Annotated in this window: 15 protein-coding genes; 8 read left to right on the forward strand and 7 right to left on the reverse strand. The window is 66.5% G+C overall.

The window, feature by feature from the left end; genetic code table 11:
• Positions 1 to 154 precede the first annotated feature (154 nt).
• Entirely contained in the window at positions 155 to 3856 is a 3702-nt protein-coding gene (locus WBQ80_RS06880) for a DUF4365 domain-containing protein (protein ID WP_336570480.1), read from the reverse strand.
• A 995-nt stretch (positions 3857 to 4851) separates the two neighbouring features.
• Here WBQ80_RS06880 and WBQ80_RS06885 point away from each other — a divergent pair.
• From WBQ80_RS06885 to WBQ80_RS06895, 3 genes are read left to right on the forward strand one after another with little or no spacing between them, the layout of a single operon-like run.
• Positions 4852 to 5679, forward strand: a complete 828-nt coding sequence (locus tag WBQ80_RS06885; RefSeq protein WP_336570481.1) for a DUF6414 family protein — start codon at positions 4852 to 4854, stop codon at positions 5677 to 5679.
• A complete protein-coding gene (locus WBQ80_RS06890; protein ID WP_336570482.1) occupies positions 5669 to 6850 on the forward strand; it encodes an AAA family ATPase in 1182 nt (393 codons plus the stop codon). Before WBQ80_RS06885 ends, WBQ80_RS06890 begins: the two co-directional genes overlap by 11 nt.
• Before the next feature lie 7 nt (positions 6851 to 6857).
• Entirely contained in the window at positions 6858 to 7862 is a 1005-nt protein-coding gene (locus tag WBQ80_RS06895) for a hypothetical protein (protein ID WP_336570483.1), read from the forward strand.
• Between the two features lie 38 nt (positions 7863 to 7900).
• Here the strand turns inward: WBQ80_RS06895 and WBQ80_RS06900 are convergent, their stop codons facing one another.
• From WBQ80_RS06900 to WBQ80_RS06915, 4 genes are all read right to left on the reverse strand, one after another.
• Positions 7901 to 8056, reverse strand: a complete 156-nt coding sequence (locus WBQ80_RS06900; protein WP_336570484.1) for a hypothetical protein — start codon at positions 8054 to 8056, stop codon at positions 7901 to 7903.
• Positions 8057 to 8389: 333 nt separating this feature from the next.
• Positions 8390 to 9982, reverse strand: coding sequence for an ABC-F family ATP-binding cassette domain-containing protein (locus WBQ80_RS06905; protein WP_336570485.1), 1593 nt, complete (start codon positions 9980 to 9982; stop codon positions 8390 to 8392).
• A gap of 136 nt (positions 9983 to 10118) precedes the next feature.
• Positions 10119 to 10697 (reverse strand): hypothetical protein, encoded by a 579-nt coding sequence (locus WBQ80_RS06910; protein WP_336570486.1) that lies wholly within the window; start codon positions 10695 to 10697, stop codon positions 10119 to 10121.
• Positions 10694 to 11272 (reverse strand): helix-turn-helix domain-containing protein, encoded by a 579-nt coding sequence (locus WBQ80_RS06915; protein WP_336570487.1) that lies wholly within the window; start codon positions 11270 to 11272, stop codon positions 10694 to 10696. Before WBQ80_RS06915 ends, WBQ80_RS06910 begins: the two co-directional genes overlap by 4 nt.
• 162 nt (positions 11273 to 11434) lie before the next feature.
• On the opposite strand from WBQ80_RS06915, the gene WBQ80_RS06920 reads away from it, so the two are divergent.
• The 3 genes from WBQ80_RS06920 to WBQ80_RS06930 are packed head-to-tail and all read left to right on the forward strand — an operon-like array spanning position 11435 to position 13199.
• Entirely contained in the window at positions 11435 to 11761 is a 327-nt protein-coding gene (locus WBQ80_RS06920) for a PadR family transcriptional regulator (protein WP_336570488.1), read from the forward strand.
• Positions 11758 to 12492 (forward strand): hypothetical protein, encoded by a 735-nt coding sequence (locus tag WBQ80_RS06925; RefSeq protein ID WP_336570489.1) that lies wholly within the window; start codon positions 11758 to 11760, stop codon positions 12490 to 12492. The genes WBQ80_RS06920 and WBQ80_RS06925 overlap by 4 nt, the downstream gene beginning before the upstream one ends.
• Positions 12489 to 13199 (forward strand): hypothetical protein, encoded by a 711-nt coding sequence (locus tag WBQ80_RS06930; RefSeq protein WP_336570490.1) that lies wholly within the window; start codon positions 12489 to 12491, stop codon positions 13197 to 13199. Before WBQ80_RS06925 ends, WBQ80_RS06930 begins: the two co-directional genes overlap by 4 nt.
• A gap of 60 nt (positions 13200 to 13259) precedes the next feature.
• Here WBQ80_RS06930 and WBQ80_RS06935 read toward each other — a convergent pair whose 3' ends face one another.
• Positions 13260 to 13625 (reverse strand): hypothetical protein, encoded by a 366-nt coding sequence (locus WBQ80_RS06935; RefSeq protein WP_336570491.1) that lies wholly within the window; start codon positions 13623 to 13625, stop codon positions 13260 to 13262.
• Between the two features lie 381 nt (positions 13626 to 14006).
• Between WBQ80_RS06935 and WBQ80_RS06940 the strand changes: the two genes are divergently transcribed.
• Together WBQ80_RS06940 and WBQ80_RS06945 are read left to right on the forward strand one after the other, a co-directional pair.
• Positions 14007 to 14597, forward strand: a complete 591-nt coding sequence (locus WBQ80_RS06940; protein WP_336570493.1) for a PadR family transcriptional regulator — start codon at positions 14007 to 14009, stop codon at positions 14595 to 14597.
• 37 nt (positions 14598 to 14634) lie between these two features.
• The gene (locus WBQ80_RS06945; protein WP_336570494.1) at positions 14635 to 16356 is read left to right on the forward strand and encodes an ABC1 kinase family protein; all 1722 of its coding nucleotides are present in this window, start codon (positions 14635 to 14637) and stop codon (positions 16354 to 16356) included.
• A gap of 62 nt (positions 16357 to 16418) precedes the next feature.
• Here WBQ80_RS06945 and WBQ80_RS06950 read toward each other — a convergent pair whose 3' ends face one another.
• A complete protein-coding gene (locus WBQ80_RS06950; protein WP_336570495.1) occupies positions 16419 to 18683 on the reverse strand; it encodes a thrombospondin type 3 repeat-containing protein in 2265 nt (754 codons plus the stop codon).
• Positions 18684 to 18794: the final 111 nt, after the last annotated feature.

Below are 18794 nucleotides of genomic sequence, written 5' to 3' on the forward strand. Positions count from 1 at the left end.
CTACCAAGACACAGGGGTTAGCCCCCCCCCCCCCCCCCCCCCCCCCGGATCTTGTCACAGGGGGCGATATCCGCTTTTCTGCGCCTCGCGGACGGTCGCACCTGAACCTACCGCTTTCCCATCGAGAAGGTCCCGTGTCACTCGCCAGGGGCCACTAGGGTTTGTCGTCGAGTATCCGCAACACCTGCTGGATGAATTCGGCGGCGTTATCGATGTTCACTTCCCGCGCGGTGTGGGCGACGGCTTCTGCGAAGAGAGTCCGTGGTGATTCCAGATTTCTTCTCGTCGCTGCGGCTTCCGCGATTCGGAGGGCGAGCGCCCCGTCCTCTGGAGTGGGGTAACGGTTGAGGCCGGTGACCGCCAGGAGTGCGAGCAGCCGAGCAGTATGAGTGGCGTCGGATTGCTGGATGGACGCGACTCCGTCCATCGCGCGGCGGAGGAACAGGGTCTTGGCATCGGAATCGAGTTCGCTGAGAAGATCGCGGATGGGTTCCCAGGCAGCGATTGTGCCTTGTTGGAGCCACCATGCTGGCCTCGCAAGGACGGATTCTGCGCCGAGTGGTTGTCCATCGTCGTCTCGAATGATCTCGGCCAATTGAGTTGGCGTGACGGGCTGGTCGGCAGCGCGAAGATGGACGAGTCGGGTTAGCAGGTCAACTTGGACGTCGATGAACTGCGTAATGTCGACTTCGGACGCGTTGTCGGGAAGGCTGGCCAGTCGGCTGGCTTCGAGGATGTTCACGGTGCCGAACGCGTCGACGCCGACGGCTCGTGCCACGTTCCGTTGGGCGAGGTCGTCCGACCAGAATGGGAGCCCGTGTTGGGCGGCGTACTCGATGTTGTCAAGCCATGGTTCGGGGCTCATGTGGTCGATGACGGCGGCGAGAGCGGTGAAGTTAGTAGGGCTGGCGACTTCGGTGAGTTGGTGCACGGCGCCTTCCAGTTGGTTTGTGAGCTGGATGACTCGTACGTGTTCGGCGGGCTCGGCTTCGCGCACCTCCAACCCCGTGGCGCTGGTTGACATGTAGCCGACGGACGCGCTGCTGGTCCGCGCTTCGACGCTCGATCTGATGGCGTCGGCTCGACTGCTGCGGACGATGAGCACGTCGAGGAACGCGTCGCGTGCAGTGGGGTAGCTCTCGAGTTCTAGGGCGAGGCAGATTGCAGACAGGTCGACGACCACTGTTGATCCGAGCGCGTGCCCGGCGGCTGTGGTTTCCACCTCGTGCAGGTCCGGGTCCGCTGTCGAGACAACGCGGATGCCGCTGTCGTGGCGAACGTTGGTGAGACCGTAGGGGGTCTTGCGGAGCAGGGAGAGCATCCCGAGCGGGACAGTTGCGGAATGAATTGCATCCAGCGTCTCGGTGGTTGTGCTGGAGGATTCTGCGAGGTCGCGGAGCTGGTCGATGAAGTTGGTTTCAATGATGTCGATCCGTTTGATGGCGATCGCGTCGGCGCCGTGACGTTCGATGAGCTCGTCAAGTAGTTGGAATGCTCGGGCGTGGATTTCGCCGGGAACTTCAGGGCGGGCGTCGGCTAGCCCGAGCTCGTCGTCGTCGTCGTTGTTCGTCTGCGCGACGCCTTTGGTGTTGTGGATGACGCTGCCGATGAGGGCCGTGGCGAGGTCTGGATCGTCGGTTTCCACGGCCAGGGTCATCGCGCGGTGGGCTGCTTCGGGAGTCCAACCGGTCGCGTTGTGGACTTCAAGCCACAAGCCGATCTCCTGCGGGTTCCTTGGCGAAGGGTTGTGCGTCTTGAGGACGTTTCGTGCGTAGTCAGGCCTGCCAGACCGCAGTTCACAGAGGATGAGGTTCCAGAGGTTGTGGTTCGTTGGACGGCCTCCCGGTGATTCGTTGACGACCATGTGCATGAGCTCTGCTGCGCGGTTCCAGTCGCCATCTTGTGATGCGCGTTCGGCGAGAATGAGGAGCGCTTGTTCCCGGGTCTGGCCGGAAAGTTCATGCCGTGCCACGGCGGTGTTGAGGCGCTGGTCGGCCTCGTCGGTCCGATCGCTGGCGCGGAGGAGTCGCACCTCGGACTCGATGAAACTGCCCATGCGGTACGTGGCGAATCCACGTTGGCTGGCAATGATTGCTTCGTCTAGTTGTCCCGCGCGGCGAAGTGTATCCACCAGCGCCTCCGCGGCGATGCGCTCGTGATTTGCGAGCCGCCGGAGCGTGGGGATGGCGTCGGCGGGAGCATGTTGCGCGAGCGCTATGGCACGCACCAATTCGGGCAGGTGCTCGGGAATCAGTTCGTGTTCGGCAGCGGCCGTGATGCGGTCCGAACCGTCGACGCCGAGTCCCGCCAACTCGAGCACCGTTGTGACTATGGTCTCGGTATCGTCGAGCCCTGAGTCGAGAAGGTCGAGCCGGAGCGCAATCTGCTCCTCGTCGGTGGCCGTACCGTCGTGTGACAAGCGCCGGGCGAGCTCGCGCTCACGCGGGTCGCGAATCCGCTCGATTATTCCCGGGATGAGGTCCGGGCGGCGCGCCCGCTCGGCTGTAACCACGGCCGCGCGCGCGAATGCGGCATTGGCGGCCTCGTCAGGGGTGGCTCGTCCGTCTGGCTCGGGGAGAGATCGATCGAGCGCCTCTCCGTACTTGGTCTGGAGCCCGAGAGCTCTAATAAGCGTGGTCGCTGCGACGGCGGTGTCGTTCCGCCACCGTCGTTGCTGTTCGAGTGCGTCGGTGGCTAGTCGCTCGGCTCTGGGAAGGTCATGCTCGCCGGCATCACCGGTCTGGCTCTTCCGGATGTAAGTGTCGCTGAGAGCGACCATCAACCGGCTGGAGTCTGGTGATAGCTGTCGTGCCGCCTCGAAGTACTCGATCGCCGAACCGAGCTGCCCGTTGGAGAGGGCGTGCGCTGCGAGGCGGGTTCTCGTGATGACCCGCCCGGTGCTGAAGTTGATCAGCCGGTTGGCGACGGTGTCGTACGCAGGCGAGCCGGGATCTAGCATCGCCGGTGTCCGGAGTGTCCTAGCGACGGCAATTGTGACATCGTCGACCGGCTGCGTTTGGGCGGCTTGAATGAGGAGTTCGTCGGCGCGGTCCGGCTCAAGGTCGCTCAGCTGGATGGCGGCAAGCGCGGTGAACTCACTTGCCTTATCGGAGTTCGTCCGTGCAGCTTCGAGAAGAGATTGCGCGCACAGTTCGTGATGGTCGTGCTCGAGGCTGAAATTCGCGATGGCACGCCATGCAGGTGAGCCTCCGGCGTCGAGCCAAGTACGGTGTTGTTCAATGAGTTCGCGGATGCCGGTCTCCGGTTCCGCTCGATACGACGCGAGCGTCGCGGCGATGAGCGCGGCCGTGGAGGGGTCGCGCTCGGCGATCTCGCGCAGCGGCGCGTACGTGGATGGCGGGATGGTGGCAAGGTTCTCCTCGAATCGCTGCACTGCGCCGAGGAGCGCCGTCTCCAGGATGTCACGCCAGGCAGAATCGGCCCACGCGAGGCCGTTAGTTCTCGGTACCCGGAGCTTGAAGTTCTTTCGGGTTGGTATAAGCGTCTCTGGGGTGACCTGCGCCCAGTATGCGCGGTCCTCGTCGAGGTTTACGAGGATGACGATGACTGGCAGTGCGTGGTTAAGCCAGTATGCGGCGTGCTTGGCCTTGACGGGGTGCTCCCATCCGTCCTCGTATTCTCGGCTGAAGTAGGAGGGTCCCGCCTTGATCTGCATCGCCAGGATGCGCCCGGTTGGATCGCCGTGGTCGTTCCGGGATTCGGCGTGTGCGTCGATGCCATAGTCGTGTGACGGTTGCTCGCGGAAGAGCCATCCGATGCGGTGGCCGACCACGTATCGGACAAGGCCGACGCCGGCGTCTCCGGTTACGCCCGCATCAGCGTTGAGATCAACCACTGCTCGTGGCCCTCGTTTCTCCGCCGGATGCGCGGGATCGGATGATCGGTCAATTCGATTCTCGCGGATCCGAACGCGAAACGCCCAGAGGGTCCTCGCGGGGTCTCGATCGATGTGCTCCCTGGGGCGACCAATATCGACGGTTGAGTCTCCATGCCACGAGACCGTGCGCTCGCCGATTCGACTTTGCGGTCGCCTCGCCGGCCAGGTTGGCAATGAGTTCGGTGCGCTTCCCTGATTCCGTAGTCGCGCTTGTTCGGGTGCCGGGAAGTCGTGCACCCTCCAATGCCGGCATCGCCGTCATGGTCTCAAGACCCAGCGACTGCCTGAAGCGCACGAGTGTTCGCGTCGTGGACTCGTTGCCGGCCGGAATTGGACGCGCCGTGGATTCTGGCGGTGAAGCATACGACCGTCTCGACGGTCGCACTAGACCGACCCGATCTCGCAGCAAATCACGGACGCTGCAAAGTGCTGAAGATCCCGGCAACGCCAGCCGGTGGCACGAGCGACCACAGCTCAAGCGTTCCGTAGTAGTAGAGATTCGCCGACATTGCCCCCCACCCGCGCGTGAATCCATGTTGCACGCCGCGCGACTGCAGCTGGCAAGAACGATGCCAGTCGCGACCGATCAACGCGCGGCACGGAGAATAGACCAGTGTCTGCTCTGGGCCGCCAACCCCGCTCGTAGGTCAGTCGGCAAGACCATGGGTTCATGGACCTAATGAGTTCGCAACAGAAAGATGCCCACACTGGAGATCAATTACCAAGAGGCGGGTGGCCTGGTACTCCTAGAAACGCCGTTTTCGAAAGGAGCGGAGGTTTGCGTGCTGCGTCATAGCCCACCTCCTTTCGGTCCCGTCCATGGGTATCGCCCCTTCACGACATCTGCGCCCGGCAGACGGCTGGTTCAACCGCAAGGTGGCGAGTGAGCGAGCGACGGGCCGTCGCGGATCGAACCACGATCTACCGCCGCGATCGACCGATACGATCACGTGATGGTGTGGTCGTGGCCGGTCGGCGACGGCGTCCGAGGGTCGAGTGGGGGAAATGCGATGACGGTACCTGGCAAGCAGGCAACGGAGAAGTCGTTGATCAAGGTGGTCTACTTCGACGAGGAGTCCGCGTCGGACTACCTCGACATCTCAGCAGGCGGAAAGGCCGACACAACGAGCGAGAACGTGCGGGACCGAACTACGAAGATGCATGGGGAGGTCGAGACTCGATTGTCGGCCAAGTTTAGTTGGCTTCCTTTCCTCGGAGCGACAGCCGAGACGGGTGCGGGCATTGACCTCTCGAGTGCGGGACAGAGCATTCTTCGCAAGACGTTGTCGAACACGATTCTCACGGACTATCTCGCTCAGGTTAAGGAGGATTCTCGCGTCGAGCGACTGAGCGGCCTCCGAGTCACCGCAGCAAAGAGTTCGATGGCATACATGAAGATGTTCACCCCGTACATGATTATCGCGCGGACGGAGGACCAAGGCCTCGATTTGGCCCGACTTGACGAGGCGCTCGCGGGCGCAAAGGGCTATTACGAGCTTGTTGGAGAGGATTCCGCCGGACTTAAGCGTGTACTGCGCTTCAACATCAAGGCGTTCCGGAACAACTATGGGCTCGCGGACCTCACTCGCATGCGGCTCATCTTCCATGGCGTCTTGGTCGGGCAGGCGTCCGAGGACGGGCTCGGCATCGAGGCCGAGATGTCGCTCGATGCACGCGCTGAAGCTTTCACGGCTGTCAGATTGGTTGACGGAGGCGACCCGAAAGGGGATCTGCTGGACGTCTATGACGTGATCCTCGCGGGGGTAGAGCATGCCGCATGACACCAAGATCACCCTGTACTACGGGCCCCTGAATTGGTTCCAGCAGCGGCTGACCCGGAAAGCGCGGCGAAGCCTGATGGAGGTCGTGTTCGAGTTCGAGGACACCCGCCGCGAGATCAGGGTAGTCACACCTGGACAGGAAGTCACGGATAAGCAGGAGGAAACAAAGCTTCCGCGACCAGGGCGCGTCGTGGCCGAATCAGGTGACTACGCGAGCTTGAACGAACACGTCGTCACGAACTTTGTGGGGCTCGTTCGGTCCCTTCGCCCGAAGCATCTGTATCTACACAACCCGCCGGTTCAGGTGCATGCACAACTCGAGCGTGCGTTTCCCAACATCAGGGTTGAGCGACATGTGTATCCAGCGGTAACGCCGGAGACGCTCATTCGTTTCCAGAATGGATTTGGAGACCATCTCGTCGGCCAAGAAGACGTCCGAGATGCGCTTCTCGCGGCGGTGTACCCGCTGACAAGGCCTGGCTCCGCGAAGCCGGTGGTGGTGATGTTCTACGGCCCTTCCGGCGTTGGAAAAACAGAGACGGCGCGCTTCATTAATGATCTATTGGGTGGGCGCCTCCTTCGGAAACAGTTCTCGATGTTCCACAGCGACAAGTTCGCGTCGTACGTGTTCGGCGGGCATCACTCTGAGGCATCGTTCGCCCGCGACCTCCTCGACCGCGAGTCTGGCGTGATACTTATCGATGAGTTCGATAAGGCCAACGCGGTCTTTCATAGCGCCTTCTACGAACTCTTCGATGGTGGTGTCTTCGAGGACAAGAACTACCGCGTCGAGGTTGGCCCCGCGTTGATTGTCTGCACATCGAACTACAGCTCCGAGAAAGAGATTCGTGATGCGCTCGGCGATGCCCTCTATTCACGTTTCGACGCGCTCATCGGCTTCGAACCGCTCACGAGCGAGCAGATCGTCAAGGTCCTGGATCGCGTGCTCGACGACCGATTCGCACGACTCTCCGAGGAGGAGCTGACGCGAATCGACCGTGAGGGCGTCGGAACGAGACTCGCGCCCCTTGCGAACCAACCAGGCAACGTACGCAAGCTCACGAAGCTCGTCGACGGAGTCATTTCTCTACTCCTCGTGCGCTCGATGCTTGAGGAGCAAGCGGCCGGTGTGAGCGAGATGGGCCCCCTCGCCGCGACAAGCGAGGAGTGACGGCCACATGTGGGAAGCATTAGCGGCTATCGGCACGTTGGCCGCTGTGTTCGTGTCGGTGACGTTCGGCGTCTCTGAAGGATTCAGCGCGCGCCGGGCCCGCAGCGAACTACGCCGAGCGGCCGAAGAGGCTGCAGAGAAGGAGCGGCAGGCCGCGGAGAGAGAGCGTTTCGCTGTCGCCAGCCTTGTCACCGCATGGGTAACCGATCGGTACGAGCCGGACCCGAATCGGCAGTCTTATCAGCGATCCGTGACTCTTCACGTCGCCAACGAATCGAACGAACCGGTGGTCGATGCCACAGTCAACGTATTCCTTGGTCAGAAGTCCCGCCTCATCGGGCCTCTCGCCGCACCCACCCCGATACCAGTGATCCCCCCTCGCCGGGAGTTCAGATGGGATATCGCCACTGGGGTCGCGGCGTTCGAGGACAACATGCAGCCGCTCGTTGGGCTGGGCTTCACTGACGCCAGAGGACGAAGATGGTTCCGCGACTTGGATGGCGGGCTCTCGGAGACCACCGGTAAGGAAGTGTTCCATTACGCCCAAGAAGACCCTGAAGCGGCGCAACGACAAGTCGGAGTGATCGACCCGTCCAGCAATCCGATGACAGTGGCGCTTCTCTTCGCAGAGATGTTGTGGCTGGATCGAGCAGAATTTCGGCTGACCGACTTTCTTCCGCTACTCGATCCGGTAGCGACGGGCTGGCAGGGCGAGTGGAACGAAACACGCGTCGATGAGTTGCGGGTGTTGCTTGCCGACTGCAGCAACGTGGCGGCGCTTGCATGGTACTCGGCACCGAAGGTTGCCTACGCAAGAGTCTTCTCCGACCGCTCCCTCAAACAGGTTTCTCTGGCGGGTGCCAGCGTGGCCGTGGACGGGTGCTTCATCACGCTCGTTCATCGTGATGGACTTGGCTGGCGAGTCTTCGGTGTTGGTCCTCGCTTCCGGCCCGACGAGATCTGGTTTCCCGAGTTCGCGTCGGAGGAACGCGACCATGAGGATGGTTCTTGACAACTGTCGGAAGATTCACCGCTCCGACATGACGAATCTCACCGGCAGACCGTCGAGTCGAACGTCGGGATCCACTGCCCGTCGGCGAGGTCGTGCGGGGTCAGCTCGGCCCAATCGGCGAGCGGGTGCTCGCGGCGCGGGATCACGTCCGCGACATCCGTGAACAGGGACGTCTCGACCAGGTGACCGGGCATCGTCAGCGCGACCCCGCCCTAGCAGCGCACGATCCCGAGATCGCAGTGACCAATGCAAGGAGCGCGATGGGCTCCCAAGGCTTGTTCTCACGCAGCGGCACCCGCAGGTGCAAACGGTCCTCGCGCAGACGCGGCAGCAGGTCGACCCCCAGGCCTGCTACGACCAGACGGCGCATCGGCTGCTACTTCAGCTTGGCGCCCGTCCGTCGTCACCAGCCGATGCGACGGAATCAGCGTGTCGCCGCATCAGCCGCCGGGTCCAGCTCGCGGTACATCATCCAGACGAAATCCAGCGCCCGCAGCATCCGGAACGGGCCCTCACTGGGTCGTCCGTTAGAGCGCCCCGGTCGCCGCCGTCTCCCGCACGCGCGACCCGCCGTCGAACACGAGCAGCCGGTCGGCGAGCTTGTCGACGAAGAACCGGTCGTGCGAGACCACGATGACCGCGCCGGGGAAGTGCGTGAGCGCCCGCTCCATCACCTGGGTCGAGGTGATGTCGAGGTGGTTGGTGGGCTCGTCGAGCACGATCACGGCCGCGCCGGAGAGCAGGCACTGGGCGATCGCGACGCGGGCGCGCTGGCCGCCGGAGAGGGTGCCGATCTTCTGCTGCAGGTCGGCCTCCGAGAACTGCAGCATCGACAGGAACCGGTTCACGCTCTTCTTCGTCGCCGTGAACGCCAGCGAATCCGGGTACGCGTTCACCGCGTGGCCGACGGTGTCGTCGAGATCCAGTTCGGCATAGACCCGGTTGTACGAGACGAACCTGACGCCCTTCGCCCAACGCACGGTCCCGGCATCCGCTTCGGTCTCACCGGTCAGCACCTCGAGCAGCGTGGACTTGCCCGACCCGTTCGAGCCGAGCACCGCGACCCGGTCGCCGCGCTGCAGATCGAACGAGAGCCCCTCGAACAGCGGCGTGCCGTTGAAGCGCTTCGCCAGGCCGGTCACGGTGAGCAGGTCGTTCGAGACCCGCAGGCCGTCGTAGATGCCCGTGATGATCTGGTCGATCGGGCGCGGCGCCTGCCGCTTCTTGATGTCGGCCAGCCGGCGCGCGACCGCGTTCGACGGGTTCCGGGCCGCCTCACGGCGGGCAGCGGATGCCGCCTGCTCGTACGCCAGCAGCTCCTCCTCGTGCGCGAACTGACGCTCGAGCATCTTCAGCCGCGACTGCTTCGCGTGCACGTACGCCGAGTAGTTGCCCTCGTACTCTTGCAGCCGGTGGTTCTCGATCTCGATGATGCGGTCGACCACCCCGTCGAGGAACTGCCGGTCGTGCGACACCACCAGCAGCGCGCCGGCGAACCCCTGCAGCCAGTTCTCGATCCAGCGCACCCCGTCGAGGTCGAGGAAGTTCGTCGGCTCGTCGAGCAGCAGCACGTCGGGCGCCTGCACCAGGATCAGCGCGAGCGCGGCGCGGTTGCGCCATCCGCCCGACAACCGGTCGATGGGCAGGTGCCGCCGCTCCTCGTCGAAGCCGAGGCTCGTGAGCACCGTGTCGATGGTGTTCTCGTACGTCCACCCGCCAACATGGTCCATCCGCTCGAACAGCTCGCCCTGCTCGGCGAGCAGGCGGCTCATCGCGGCATCCGTCATCGGCTCGGCCAGCGCGTGGCCGATCTCGTCGAGCCGCGCCTGCGTCTCGTGCACCTCGGCGAAGTGGGCGCTCAGCGTCGCGTACGTGCTCTGCTCGCCGTCGAGCTCGGAGAACTGCGAGAAGTACCCGATCGTCGTGCCGAGGGTCACGTCGACGGTGCCGCCCGACGGCTCGCGCCGCCCGAGCACCAGCTCGAGGAACGTCGTCTTGCCCGTGCCGTTCTTGCCGATCAGCCCGACCCGGTCGCCGCGGCGCAGCTTCAGGTACGCCTCGCGGAGCACCGGGCGCCCGTCGAACTGCATGCTGACGTCGTTCAGGCGGATGAGGCTCACGGGGGTCCTTCGGGTGGAGTGGGGGCTGACTGCCTCGGCGGGCTCGGGCGAGCGGATGCCGCGTGGCCGGCGTGGGCGGGCCAACCATACCCGTCCGGTCAGCGGTGCAGCTGAGTCGGAGACGGAATCAGGCCGGCTAACGGGGGCCCGGGCTGAGATCGGGCCGCGGCGGGGCCGGCGGCGGCTCCGGGAGGCCGGCCGCCAAGATGTCCTCGAGCATCAGGTACGCGGCATCCTTCGGCAGTTCGCCCGGGTAGTAGCGCTCGTACAGCGCCTCAGCCTCGTCGACCGACCGGATGCCGGTGAGGGCGAGCAGCACGGCGATGTCGGCGTCGTCACGCGACGGCCGGCTGGCGCGGATCTTCATCGCCAGCAGCGCCTCGGGCGAGATGACCCAGACGGACACGTCATCGTCGTCGTAGAGCGGCTCCCAGCCGACGTCGATCGCGATCGGGATGAAGGTGGCCGCCTTCGCGTTCAACCAGTCGTCGTCCCATCCGCGCCGTCGCGCGATCTCTGCCGCGATCTCGAGGGCCGGACCCGCCGGATGGAGCTTGGCGTCGATGTCGGGCGTGACGCGGCGCTCACCGTAGTAGCGGAGCAGCATGGCCGCTCCGCCGACGATGCTCACGCCGCCCCGCTCGCCCCTCGCGTGCAGTTCGCGGACGAGATCGCGGAGCCCGTCGATCATGTCGTCGCGCGTGAGGTCGGTCATGCGCTCTGCAGGGTCGCCTCGTCGACGAGGATCCGGCGGCGGCGGAATGCGGGCGGCACGTCGCGGATGGCACGCGTCGAGGTCCAGCGGTTCACGGTGAGCGCCGTCTCCTCCGGGAGGGTGCGCGCGGGATCGTCGACCCATGCAGGCTTCGGCAGCGCGTCGCGGTCGAGCCAGTACTCGGTGACTGCGGCGAGCGCGGCATCCCAGACCGGCGAGCCCGTGGGCGGCGGCTCGGCCGCGGCCAGGACGACGCGATCGACCCCGTCGGTCGCGGCGAGGTTGTCGCTGTAGCGCAGGAAGGTGCGGAGCGCAGCCTCGGGGTCGCCGTCGGCGAGCCAGTCGGCGATGGCGTCGCCCGCCTCGATCGAGCCGCTGCGGGAGGTCGGATAGACGCCGACCCGGCGCCCCGTTGCTCGCAGCAGGTGGTCGAGCTTCTCGATCGAGGGGTTGCGGAGCCCGGCTTCGATCAGCGACACAGTCGACTTGTCGATGCCGGAACGGCGCACGAGATCTGCCTGCGACAGGCCCGCGGTCTTGCGCGCAGCGCGGAGGAGGGTGCCGGCAGGAGCCATGAGCAACCTCCATTCTGTTTGCGGATACGCAAACACTCTAGGGCATTCGCGTCGCCCAAGAAAGTCCCGGGCGGCGATCAGCCCATTCCCTGCGGTCAAACGTCTGGACTAATACGCACATAGGTGCGTATAGTCGCATCCATGCCACGCCGACGCCCGGGAGTGCTCCTCCCGATCGAGCTCGCGATCCTTGATGCGGGCCTCACCATCCAGCCGCGCGAGGGATCGTTCTTCGGTTTCGCGCTCGCTCGCACGCTCGCCGAACGAGACGGCTCCGCGTTGGTCTCGCAGGGCGCCCTGTACCGCGCGCTGAACCGTATGGAGGTCGCGGGGCTGCTCGAATCGGAGTGGGAAGCGCCCGAGACGGCCGAGGCCGAAGGGCGACCGCGCCGCCGCCTCTACCGGGTGACCGGGGCCGGGGAGGCCGCGTTTCGCGCGGCCGTCCGTAGCGAGCAGCGCGGCACCGTGACCGGCGAGGCGCTCGCATGACCGGCCGGGACGACCGAGCGGTGGAGCGCGCCGCCCGCGCGACGTTGCGCTGGTCGCTGCGATACACGGGCGGGCTCGATCCGCTCGTCGCAGGCCGCCGGCAGGAGGAGATCCTCTCCGACCTGCACGAGCACACGGTGTGGGCGACCGAGGCCGGCATCGGCCGGCGCGCCACCGCCCGAGCGCTCCGAGGGCGCATGCTGCGCGGCATCCCGGCCGACCTCGGCTGGCGGCACGCGCAGCTCACCGGCCGGGAGGGCATCCGGTGGAGCCCGCCGCGCGTCGACGGGCTGCTCCTCGCCGCCGTCGCCGTCATCGGCATCGTGCAGGTCGCCGTCGGCACGTTCATCGCGGCCCGCCAGGTGCGTGCACGGGTGATCGACGACATCGGCTACATCCCGAACTCGGCAGCGCTCACCATCGCCCTCGGCACGGTCGCGCTCATCGCCACCGCGCTGCTCGGACACCGACGCACACGGCACTGGGGTGCGGCGATGCTCGCCGTCACCGGGGTGCTGATCTTCGCGCAGAGCATCGAGGCGCTGTACCACCTCAGCGCGACCGCGCTCCTCGTGATCAACGGAGTGACGTGGCTCGAATCGGCCGCCTACGCCATCGGCACCGGCGTCGCGATCCTCTGCCTCGCCGCCACCGCCCAATGGTCCACCCCGGCGCGCCGATTCCCGGCCGCGTCCGCGGCATCCCTACCCGCCGGAGAGGAAATCCGATGAACCTGCAGCACCTGCTCGACGACGAACGACGCCGCGAACAACAGCGACAGGAACGATGGACGCCGCGCCACATCGTCGCACTCCTGGTCGGCGCCGTCGGGGCCGCCATCGTCCTCGGAACCGGCGGGGCGCTCACCGCGGCAGCCGTCTCCGAGATCAACGGATACGAACAGCAGACGGCGGCGTCGACGGCCCTTCCGGACGCGTCGCCAGCCGCGCCCGACGCGGCGACGGCCCCGACGCCCGCGACGACCGATCCGGACCCGAGTGCGTCGCCGGCACCGGCATCCGGTCCGATCGAAGGTGCGGTCGAGCCAGCCCCCGGAGGCATCGCCACCATCCTCGGGTACACCGTGTACGACGAGACCTCCGACCCCGCCCTAATCCCGAGGCCGCCAGCGGAGGTCTTCGAGGAATGGGGTGACGTCGATGTCGAGACGATCCTGATGCAGAACCACCTCGACGCCGTGTGCATGGCCGAGAAGGGGTTCAAGGCTGCCTACGTCGCAATGTGGCAGACCTGGGAGAACGGCGACACGTTCGCCGTGATCGACGAGCTCGACGCCTTCAACGATGCCCGGAATCCCGAATGGGAAGAGGCCATGTGGGGCGCCCCCGACCAACCGCTCGGCGAGGACTACGACTGGAAGCAGGCCGGATGCCACGGGGCATCCGTGCACGCCACCGGAATGGACGACGCCAACTAGCCGCCCCGAAGGCGCGATCGACGCACCTCATCGGCGGCGCCGCTCGCCGCGGCATCCCGGTCACTTCTCGAATCGGTCACGAGCAGCCAAGATCGCCTTCGCGAACTTCGTCGCGAAATAACACCGGACCTTCAGGACCGACTCCGGTGTCGTGATGGCGACGATGTCGGTGAAGAATCCCGGGCGGACCTCGACGTCGACGACGTCCGAGAGCGGCACGCGGAGCTCGAGGGTCCCGGACTGCGCGATGCGGTTCAGCCCGTTCGGTGAGAAGCCCACCGTCTCCGTGGTGAGCGTGACCCGGCCGCCGACCCACAATCCGCCCCAGGCTGCGCGGAACAGCGAGACCATCGGCATGGTGTGGTGCGGCTGCACGTCGTCGATGAACGCATTCGCGATCTTGGACACGAGGACCTCTTCGGGCATTCGGTCATTGTCAGTTCGATCGGATGCCGCGTCCAGCGGTTGCGGGCGTCCCGAACGCTCGAGCCGGCCGGCTCCCATCGGACCCGACCGCGCTCATCGTGCAGTTCGATCTCGGCGCGCTCAGCCGTCGGCGGATGCCGCGAGCCGCTCCCCCAGCCACGCACGCGCCCGGGCGTGGAGTGCCTGCGTCACGGCGGCGTCGCGCGCGACCGCTTCGAAGCCGTGCGGCGCACCCGGCACCTGGGCGGGTGCTCGTCATGGTGGTCTCGATTCTCGTGCATGGGTTCCTCTCAGCGGATTCACGACCATCAGCGAGCGTCAGCGATATATCGTTGACATATCGTCGAGACCCGATCAGGGCCCCGGTTCAGGGAGGTCATCATGAGCGATCCATTCAGCAGCGGCTTCGGCAGCGGTTCGAGCAATTGGGGCAAGGGCGGCCCCGGTCAGGGACTGTGGGAGGCCATGGACCAGCTGCGCGGCATGTTCGAGCAGAAGGTCGCGCCGCGCATGGGCAAGGGCGACGTCCGCGCGGCGGTGCTCGCGCTGCTCGCCGAGAAGCCGATGCACGGCTACCAGGTCATCAGCGAGATCTCCGAGCGCAGCGGCGGCCTATGGAAGCCGAGCGCGGGCTCGGTGTACCCGACGCTCCAGCTCCTCGCCGACGAGGGCCTCATCACCGCCGAGGAGGAGGGTGGGCGGAAGACGTACACCCTCACCGAGATGGGACGGGCCGAGGCCGCAGCATCCGCGGACCGCGCGCCGTGGCCCACCGGAGCGAGCAGCAGCGGCAGCGCCGGCAGCGGCCGCCGCGACTTCGGCAACGCCGGTCCGCTCGCCAAGTCGGGTATGGACCTCGCCCAAGCAGCGGCGCAGGTCGGACGCAGCGGCACGCCCGAGCAGGTCAAGCAGGCGGTGGACATCCTCGACGAGGCGCGTCGTCGTCTCTACTCGATCCTCGCGCAGGACTGACTGAGTGCCCTCGACACGTCGGCATCCGGAAGGCAGGATGCCCGATGTGGGGAACACGCGCGCGCGTTACCGCCGGATCCTGCGGTTCGCCGCGCGGTACATCATCCAGACGTGGTGGTACGAGCTCGTGCTGCCCCGCTTCGGGCTGGGCAGGTTCGTGGCGCGCGGGCGCGCGGCGCGGATGACGCGCATCGCCCAGCGCTTCCACGTGCTCGCGGTCGACCTCGGCGGACTCATGATCAAGGTCGGCCAGTACATGTCGTCGCGGCTCGACGTGCTGCCGCCCGAGATCACGCGTGAACTCGCGGGGCTGCAGGACGAGGTGCCGCCCGTGCCGTTCGACGCCATCCGGCGCCTCGCCGAGGCCGAGCTGGGCGTGCCGCTCGAGCGTGCGTACGCCGAGTTCGACCCGACGCCGCTCGCCGCGGCATCCCTCGGTCAAGCGCACCGCGCCCGGCTCGCAGCCATCGACGCCGGCGACATGGGGTACGACGAGGCCGTCGTCAAGGTGCAGCGGCCGGGCATCGAGGTGATCGTCGACGTCGACCTCGCGGCGCTGCGCCGGGTCGCCGGATGGCTCAGCCGCGTGCGGTTCGTCGCGAGCCGCGTCGACCTGCCCTCGCTCGTCGAGGAGTTCGCCGCGACGAGCCGCCAGGAGATCGACTACCTGCAGGAAGCGCAGTACGCCGAGCGGTTCGCCGCGAACTTCGCCGGCGACGCTCGCGTCGCCGCGCCCGAGGTCGTCTGGGAGCGCTCGACGCGCCGAGTGCTCACGCTCGCCGACGTGACCGCGATCAAGATCAACGACCGCGACGCCTTGGTGGCAGCGGGCATCGACCCGAAGGCGGTCGCGACGCAGTTCGCGGCCGTCATGTTCGACCAGCTCTTCCGCGACGGCTTCTTCCACGCCGACCCGCACCCGGGCAACATCTTCGTCACGCCGGTCTCCCCTGCGACATCCGCTTCGATCCGAGGGGCGGCGGATGCCGCGGCGCCGGCGTGGCAGCTCACCTTCATCGACTTCGGCATGATGGGCGAGGTGCCCGACTCGCTGCGTCGCGGCCTGCAGCAACTGCTGCTCGCCGTCGCGGCGCGCGACGGCAGGCGCATGGTCCAGGCCATCCAGGACGTCGGCTTCCTGCTGCCCACCGCCGAGACCGCCGAGCTCGAACGGGCGATGACCGCACTGTTCGCCCGCTTCGGCGGGATGGGCTTCTACGAGCTGCAGCAGGTCGACGAGCGGGAGCTGCGCCGCTTCGCGATCGAGTTCGGCGAGGTGGTCCGCTCGCTGCCGTTCCAGCTGCCCGAGAACTTCCTCCTCGTCATCCGCTCGATGTCGCTGACCTCGGGCCTGTGCAGCTCGCTCGACCCCGAGTTCAACCTGTGGGACGCCGTCGAGCCCTACGCCGCGAAACTGCTCCGTGACGAGGGCGGCGGCATCGTGCGGGCGGCCGGACGCGAGGCGCTGTCGGTGGCCGGTACGGCGTGGCGGCTGCCGGGGCGGATCGACGCGGTCGTCGACCGCATCGAATCCGGGCGCCTCGTCGCGAACTCGCCGCGAATCGAGCAGCGGATGGCGCGCCTCGAGCGCGCGGCCCAGCGGATCGTCTCGGCGGTGCTGTTCGTCGGGCTCTTCGTCGGCGGCATCCTGCTGCGGGTGGATGAGCCGGTGTGGGGCGTGACACTGATGGTGGCGTCGGCGGTGCCGTTGCTGCATGCCGTGTTCGCGGGGCTGTTCGGGCGGCGCGGGCCGCAGTGATCGCACCTTCCCTGCGAAGGCGGTTGCTGTCACCTCGACGCTCCGGGCGGGCGAGTTCGCCCCTAGCTCTCAGGCCGAGTATCGATCGAGATCCCACCTCTCACGTCGAAGAGCGATCCGTCAATCTGGCCGTCATCGACGAATGACTCACCTGACTGGGGGATGTAGATCGTCAATTCGGGATGCCACACGGTGCCGCACCACGTCAGCTCTGCGATCCGGTCGAGTAGGTACTGCGCCGACTGGCCGCTGAGCTCGAGAACGAGCTGGTTCCAGTACTCGCTGGCGGCCTTCCGTTCTCCCTTCGGGATCGTGATCTGCTCCCCATCCGAGTACACGGCCAAGAAGCGCTCCAGCTTCTCGTCGGCAGACTCGGTGAGGTTGCGTCTCGCCTCCGCCACGTCGAAGAGCAGCGATGGATCCCTCACTTCGGAATCGACGAGGCCGGAGACTCTCTCCCAGAGGTCCGAGGCGACCGCTCGGTCCGTCGTTCGGTCCAGACTCTTCGGGTCGGCCTCTCGGACCACCGCCTCGACGATCTCGTCGGTCGAGCCGCCGAGGGCATCGTCCACGCGTCCCGCAAGTTGGGTTGCCGTTGGCGCCACATCGCCGTTCTTCGGCAGGCTCCCGAGGATGGTCGCCGTGTTGTCCGAGAGGCTCTCACCGAGCTTCCGGGCAGCGCCTCCGGCAACCAGGAGATCGAGAGGTCTGACGCAGACCTCGAAGTCAGCGGAGGCCTCGACCGACCCGGTCGTCGTCCCTCCGAGTGGGGTGACGAACGACCCCTCATCCTCAGTGTCGTATCGCAACGTGACGCCGACGAGGTCCAGCGCGGTGGCGATGGCCGTGTTGAGCGTCACTGCGCCGTAGCTGGAAGCACTCGCGAACCGGACCCGGTCGTCCACCACACACCAGGACGCACTCACCTCCCAGTCGAAGAAGTCGGGGTCGGGAAGTCGGCGGATCGTCAGGTCCGCGTCATAGTGCGCGACGGTGTAGCCGCGGGCCTCGTTCGGGCCGACGCAGTCGTTCGAGCCCTCCTCGCACCCGACGGCATTGACGGGCGTTCCGAGGGGCGTGTCGGGGCAGACATCCGTCCCGTCGTAGACGCCATCGCCGTCGGAATCGAGCGCGCATCCGTCAGCGTCGACGGGGAAGCCGGCTGGTGTTCCCGTGCACTGGTCGATCCCGTCGTGAACGCCGTCGCCATCCTCATCCAGTGCACAGCCGTCGGTATCCACCGGAGCTCCGGCCGGGGTCGCCGCGCACTGGTCCAGACCGTCGTGGACGCCATCCCCATCGGAATCGAGTGTGCACCCGAAGACATCGACGGGCACACCGGAGGGCGTGTCGGCGCACTGGTCCGACTCATCAGGAATGCCGTCGCCGTCACTGTCGAGGTCGATCGGACAACCGTTCGCATCCACCGGCTCGCCTGCCGGCGTCCCGGGGCATTGATCCGAGCCGTCCTTGACGCCATCGCCGTCTGAATCCGCGAGAGGCGTGTCGTCGGCCGGATCGCTCGGATCGGTCTGCTGCTCGAACTCGGCGCAGTCGCCGACGCCCCCGCCGTCGGTGTCGACCGACACGTCGCAGACCTCACGCGCGAAACGCCATGTCCACGTGATGGTCTCGGTGGTGGCCGCTCCGGGCCCATGGTCGGCCACGGTCGTGACCGTGCAGGTGCCGAGAACCACCTGCACGGAGAGGTTCGGTACCGCGGTCTCGGCACTGCAGTCATCCGTGAAACCCACTTCGGAGTTCACCGCGGCAGTGGCGACCGTCGTCGTGCCCGTCTCGGTGTGGCCGCACGGCCAGATGCCCACGGTGGTGCTCGCGACCTCGTAGGCGGCACCCGTGCCGTGGACACGAATCTCAGGGGACCCCGCGTTGTCGTCGATGACCGCCGTCAGCCCACCCGTTCCGGAGGTCTCCCCCTCGAGCGTGACGCGGTACGACGTGGGTGCGAGGTATTCGTCGCCGCCCACGGGCGACGGATCGCACCAGTCCGTCCCCTCGTCGAGGAAGTCGTCATAGTAGGTCTCCGAGTAGAACGCGGCGCACCCCTCGCCCTCGGCGTCCTGCGAGCTGAAGACCTTCTCGATCAGTCGCTCCTGCGTCGACTGCTGCGGCTCGTTCACGTACTCCATGGCGACGGACTCGGTGAGCTCGCCGTACCAGTCACACCCGGCGACAGGCTCGGGCGGCGGCGGACTCGGCACCTCCGCCAGGGCCGGAGCCGCAGCACCGAAGATGAGCGAGACGACTGCCGCGATTCCGGCAGCTGCTCGGACGAGCGTTTCGTAAGCACCCCGTCGTGCGTTCACAGCCGGCCCCATCCTTGTGGCTCTGCGACGCTCGGGTCGCCCCGAACCTACGCTGACGACGGGGGCAGCGTCAGCCCCAGAACGCGGGTCGGCGGCGCGGTCCTGCGCGTG

It is taken from the genome of Agromyces sp. CCNWLW213 (assembly GCF_037199545.1).
GTDB lineage: Bacteria > Actinomycetota > Actinomycetes > Actinomycetales > Microbacteriaceae > Agromyces.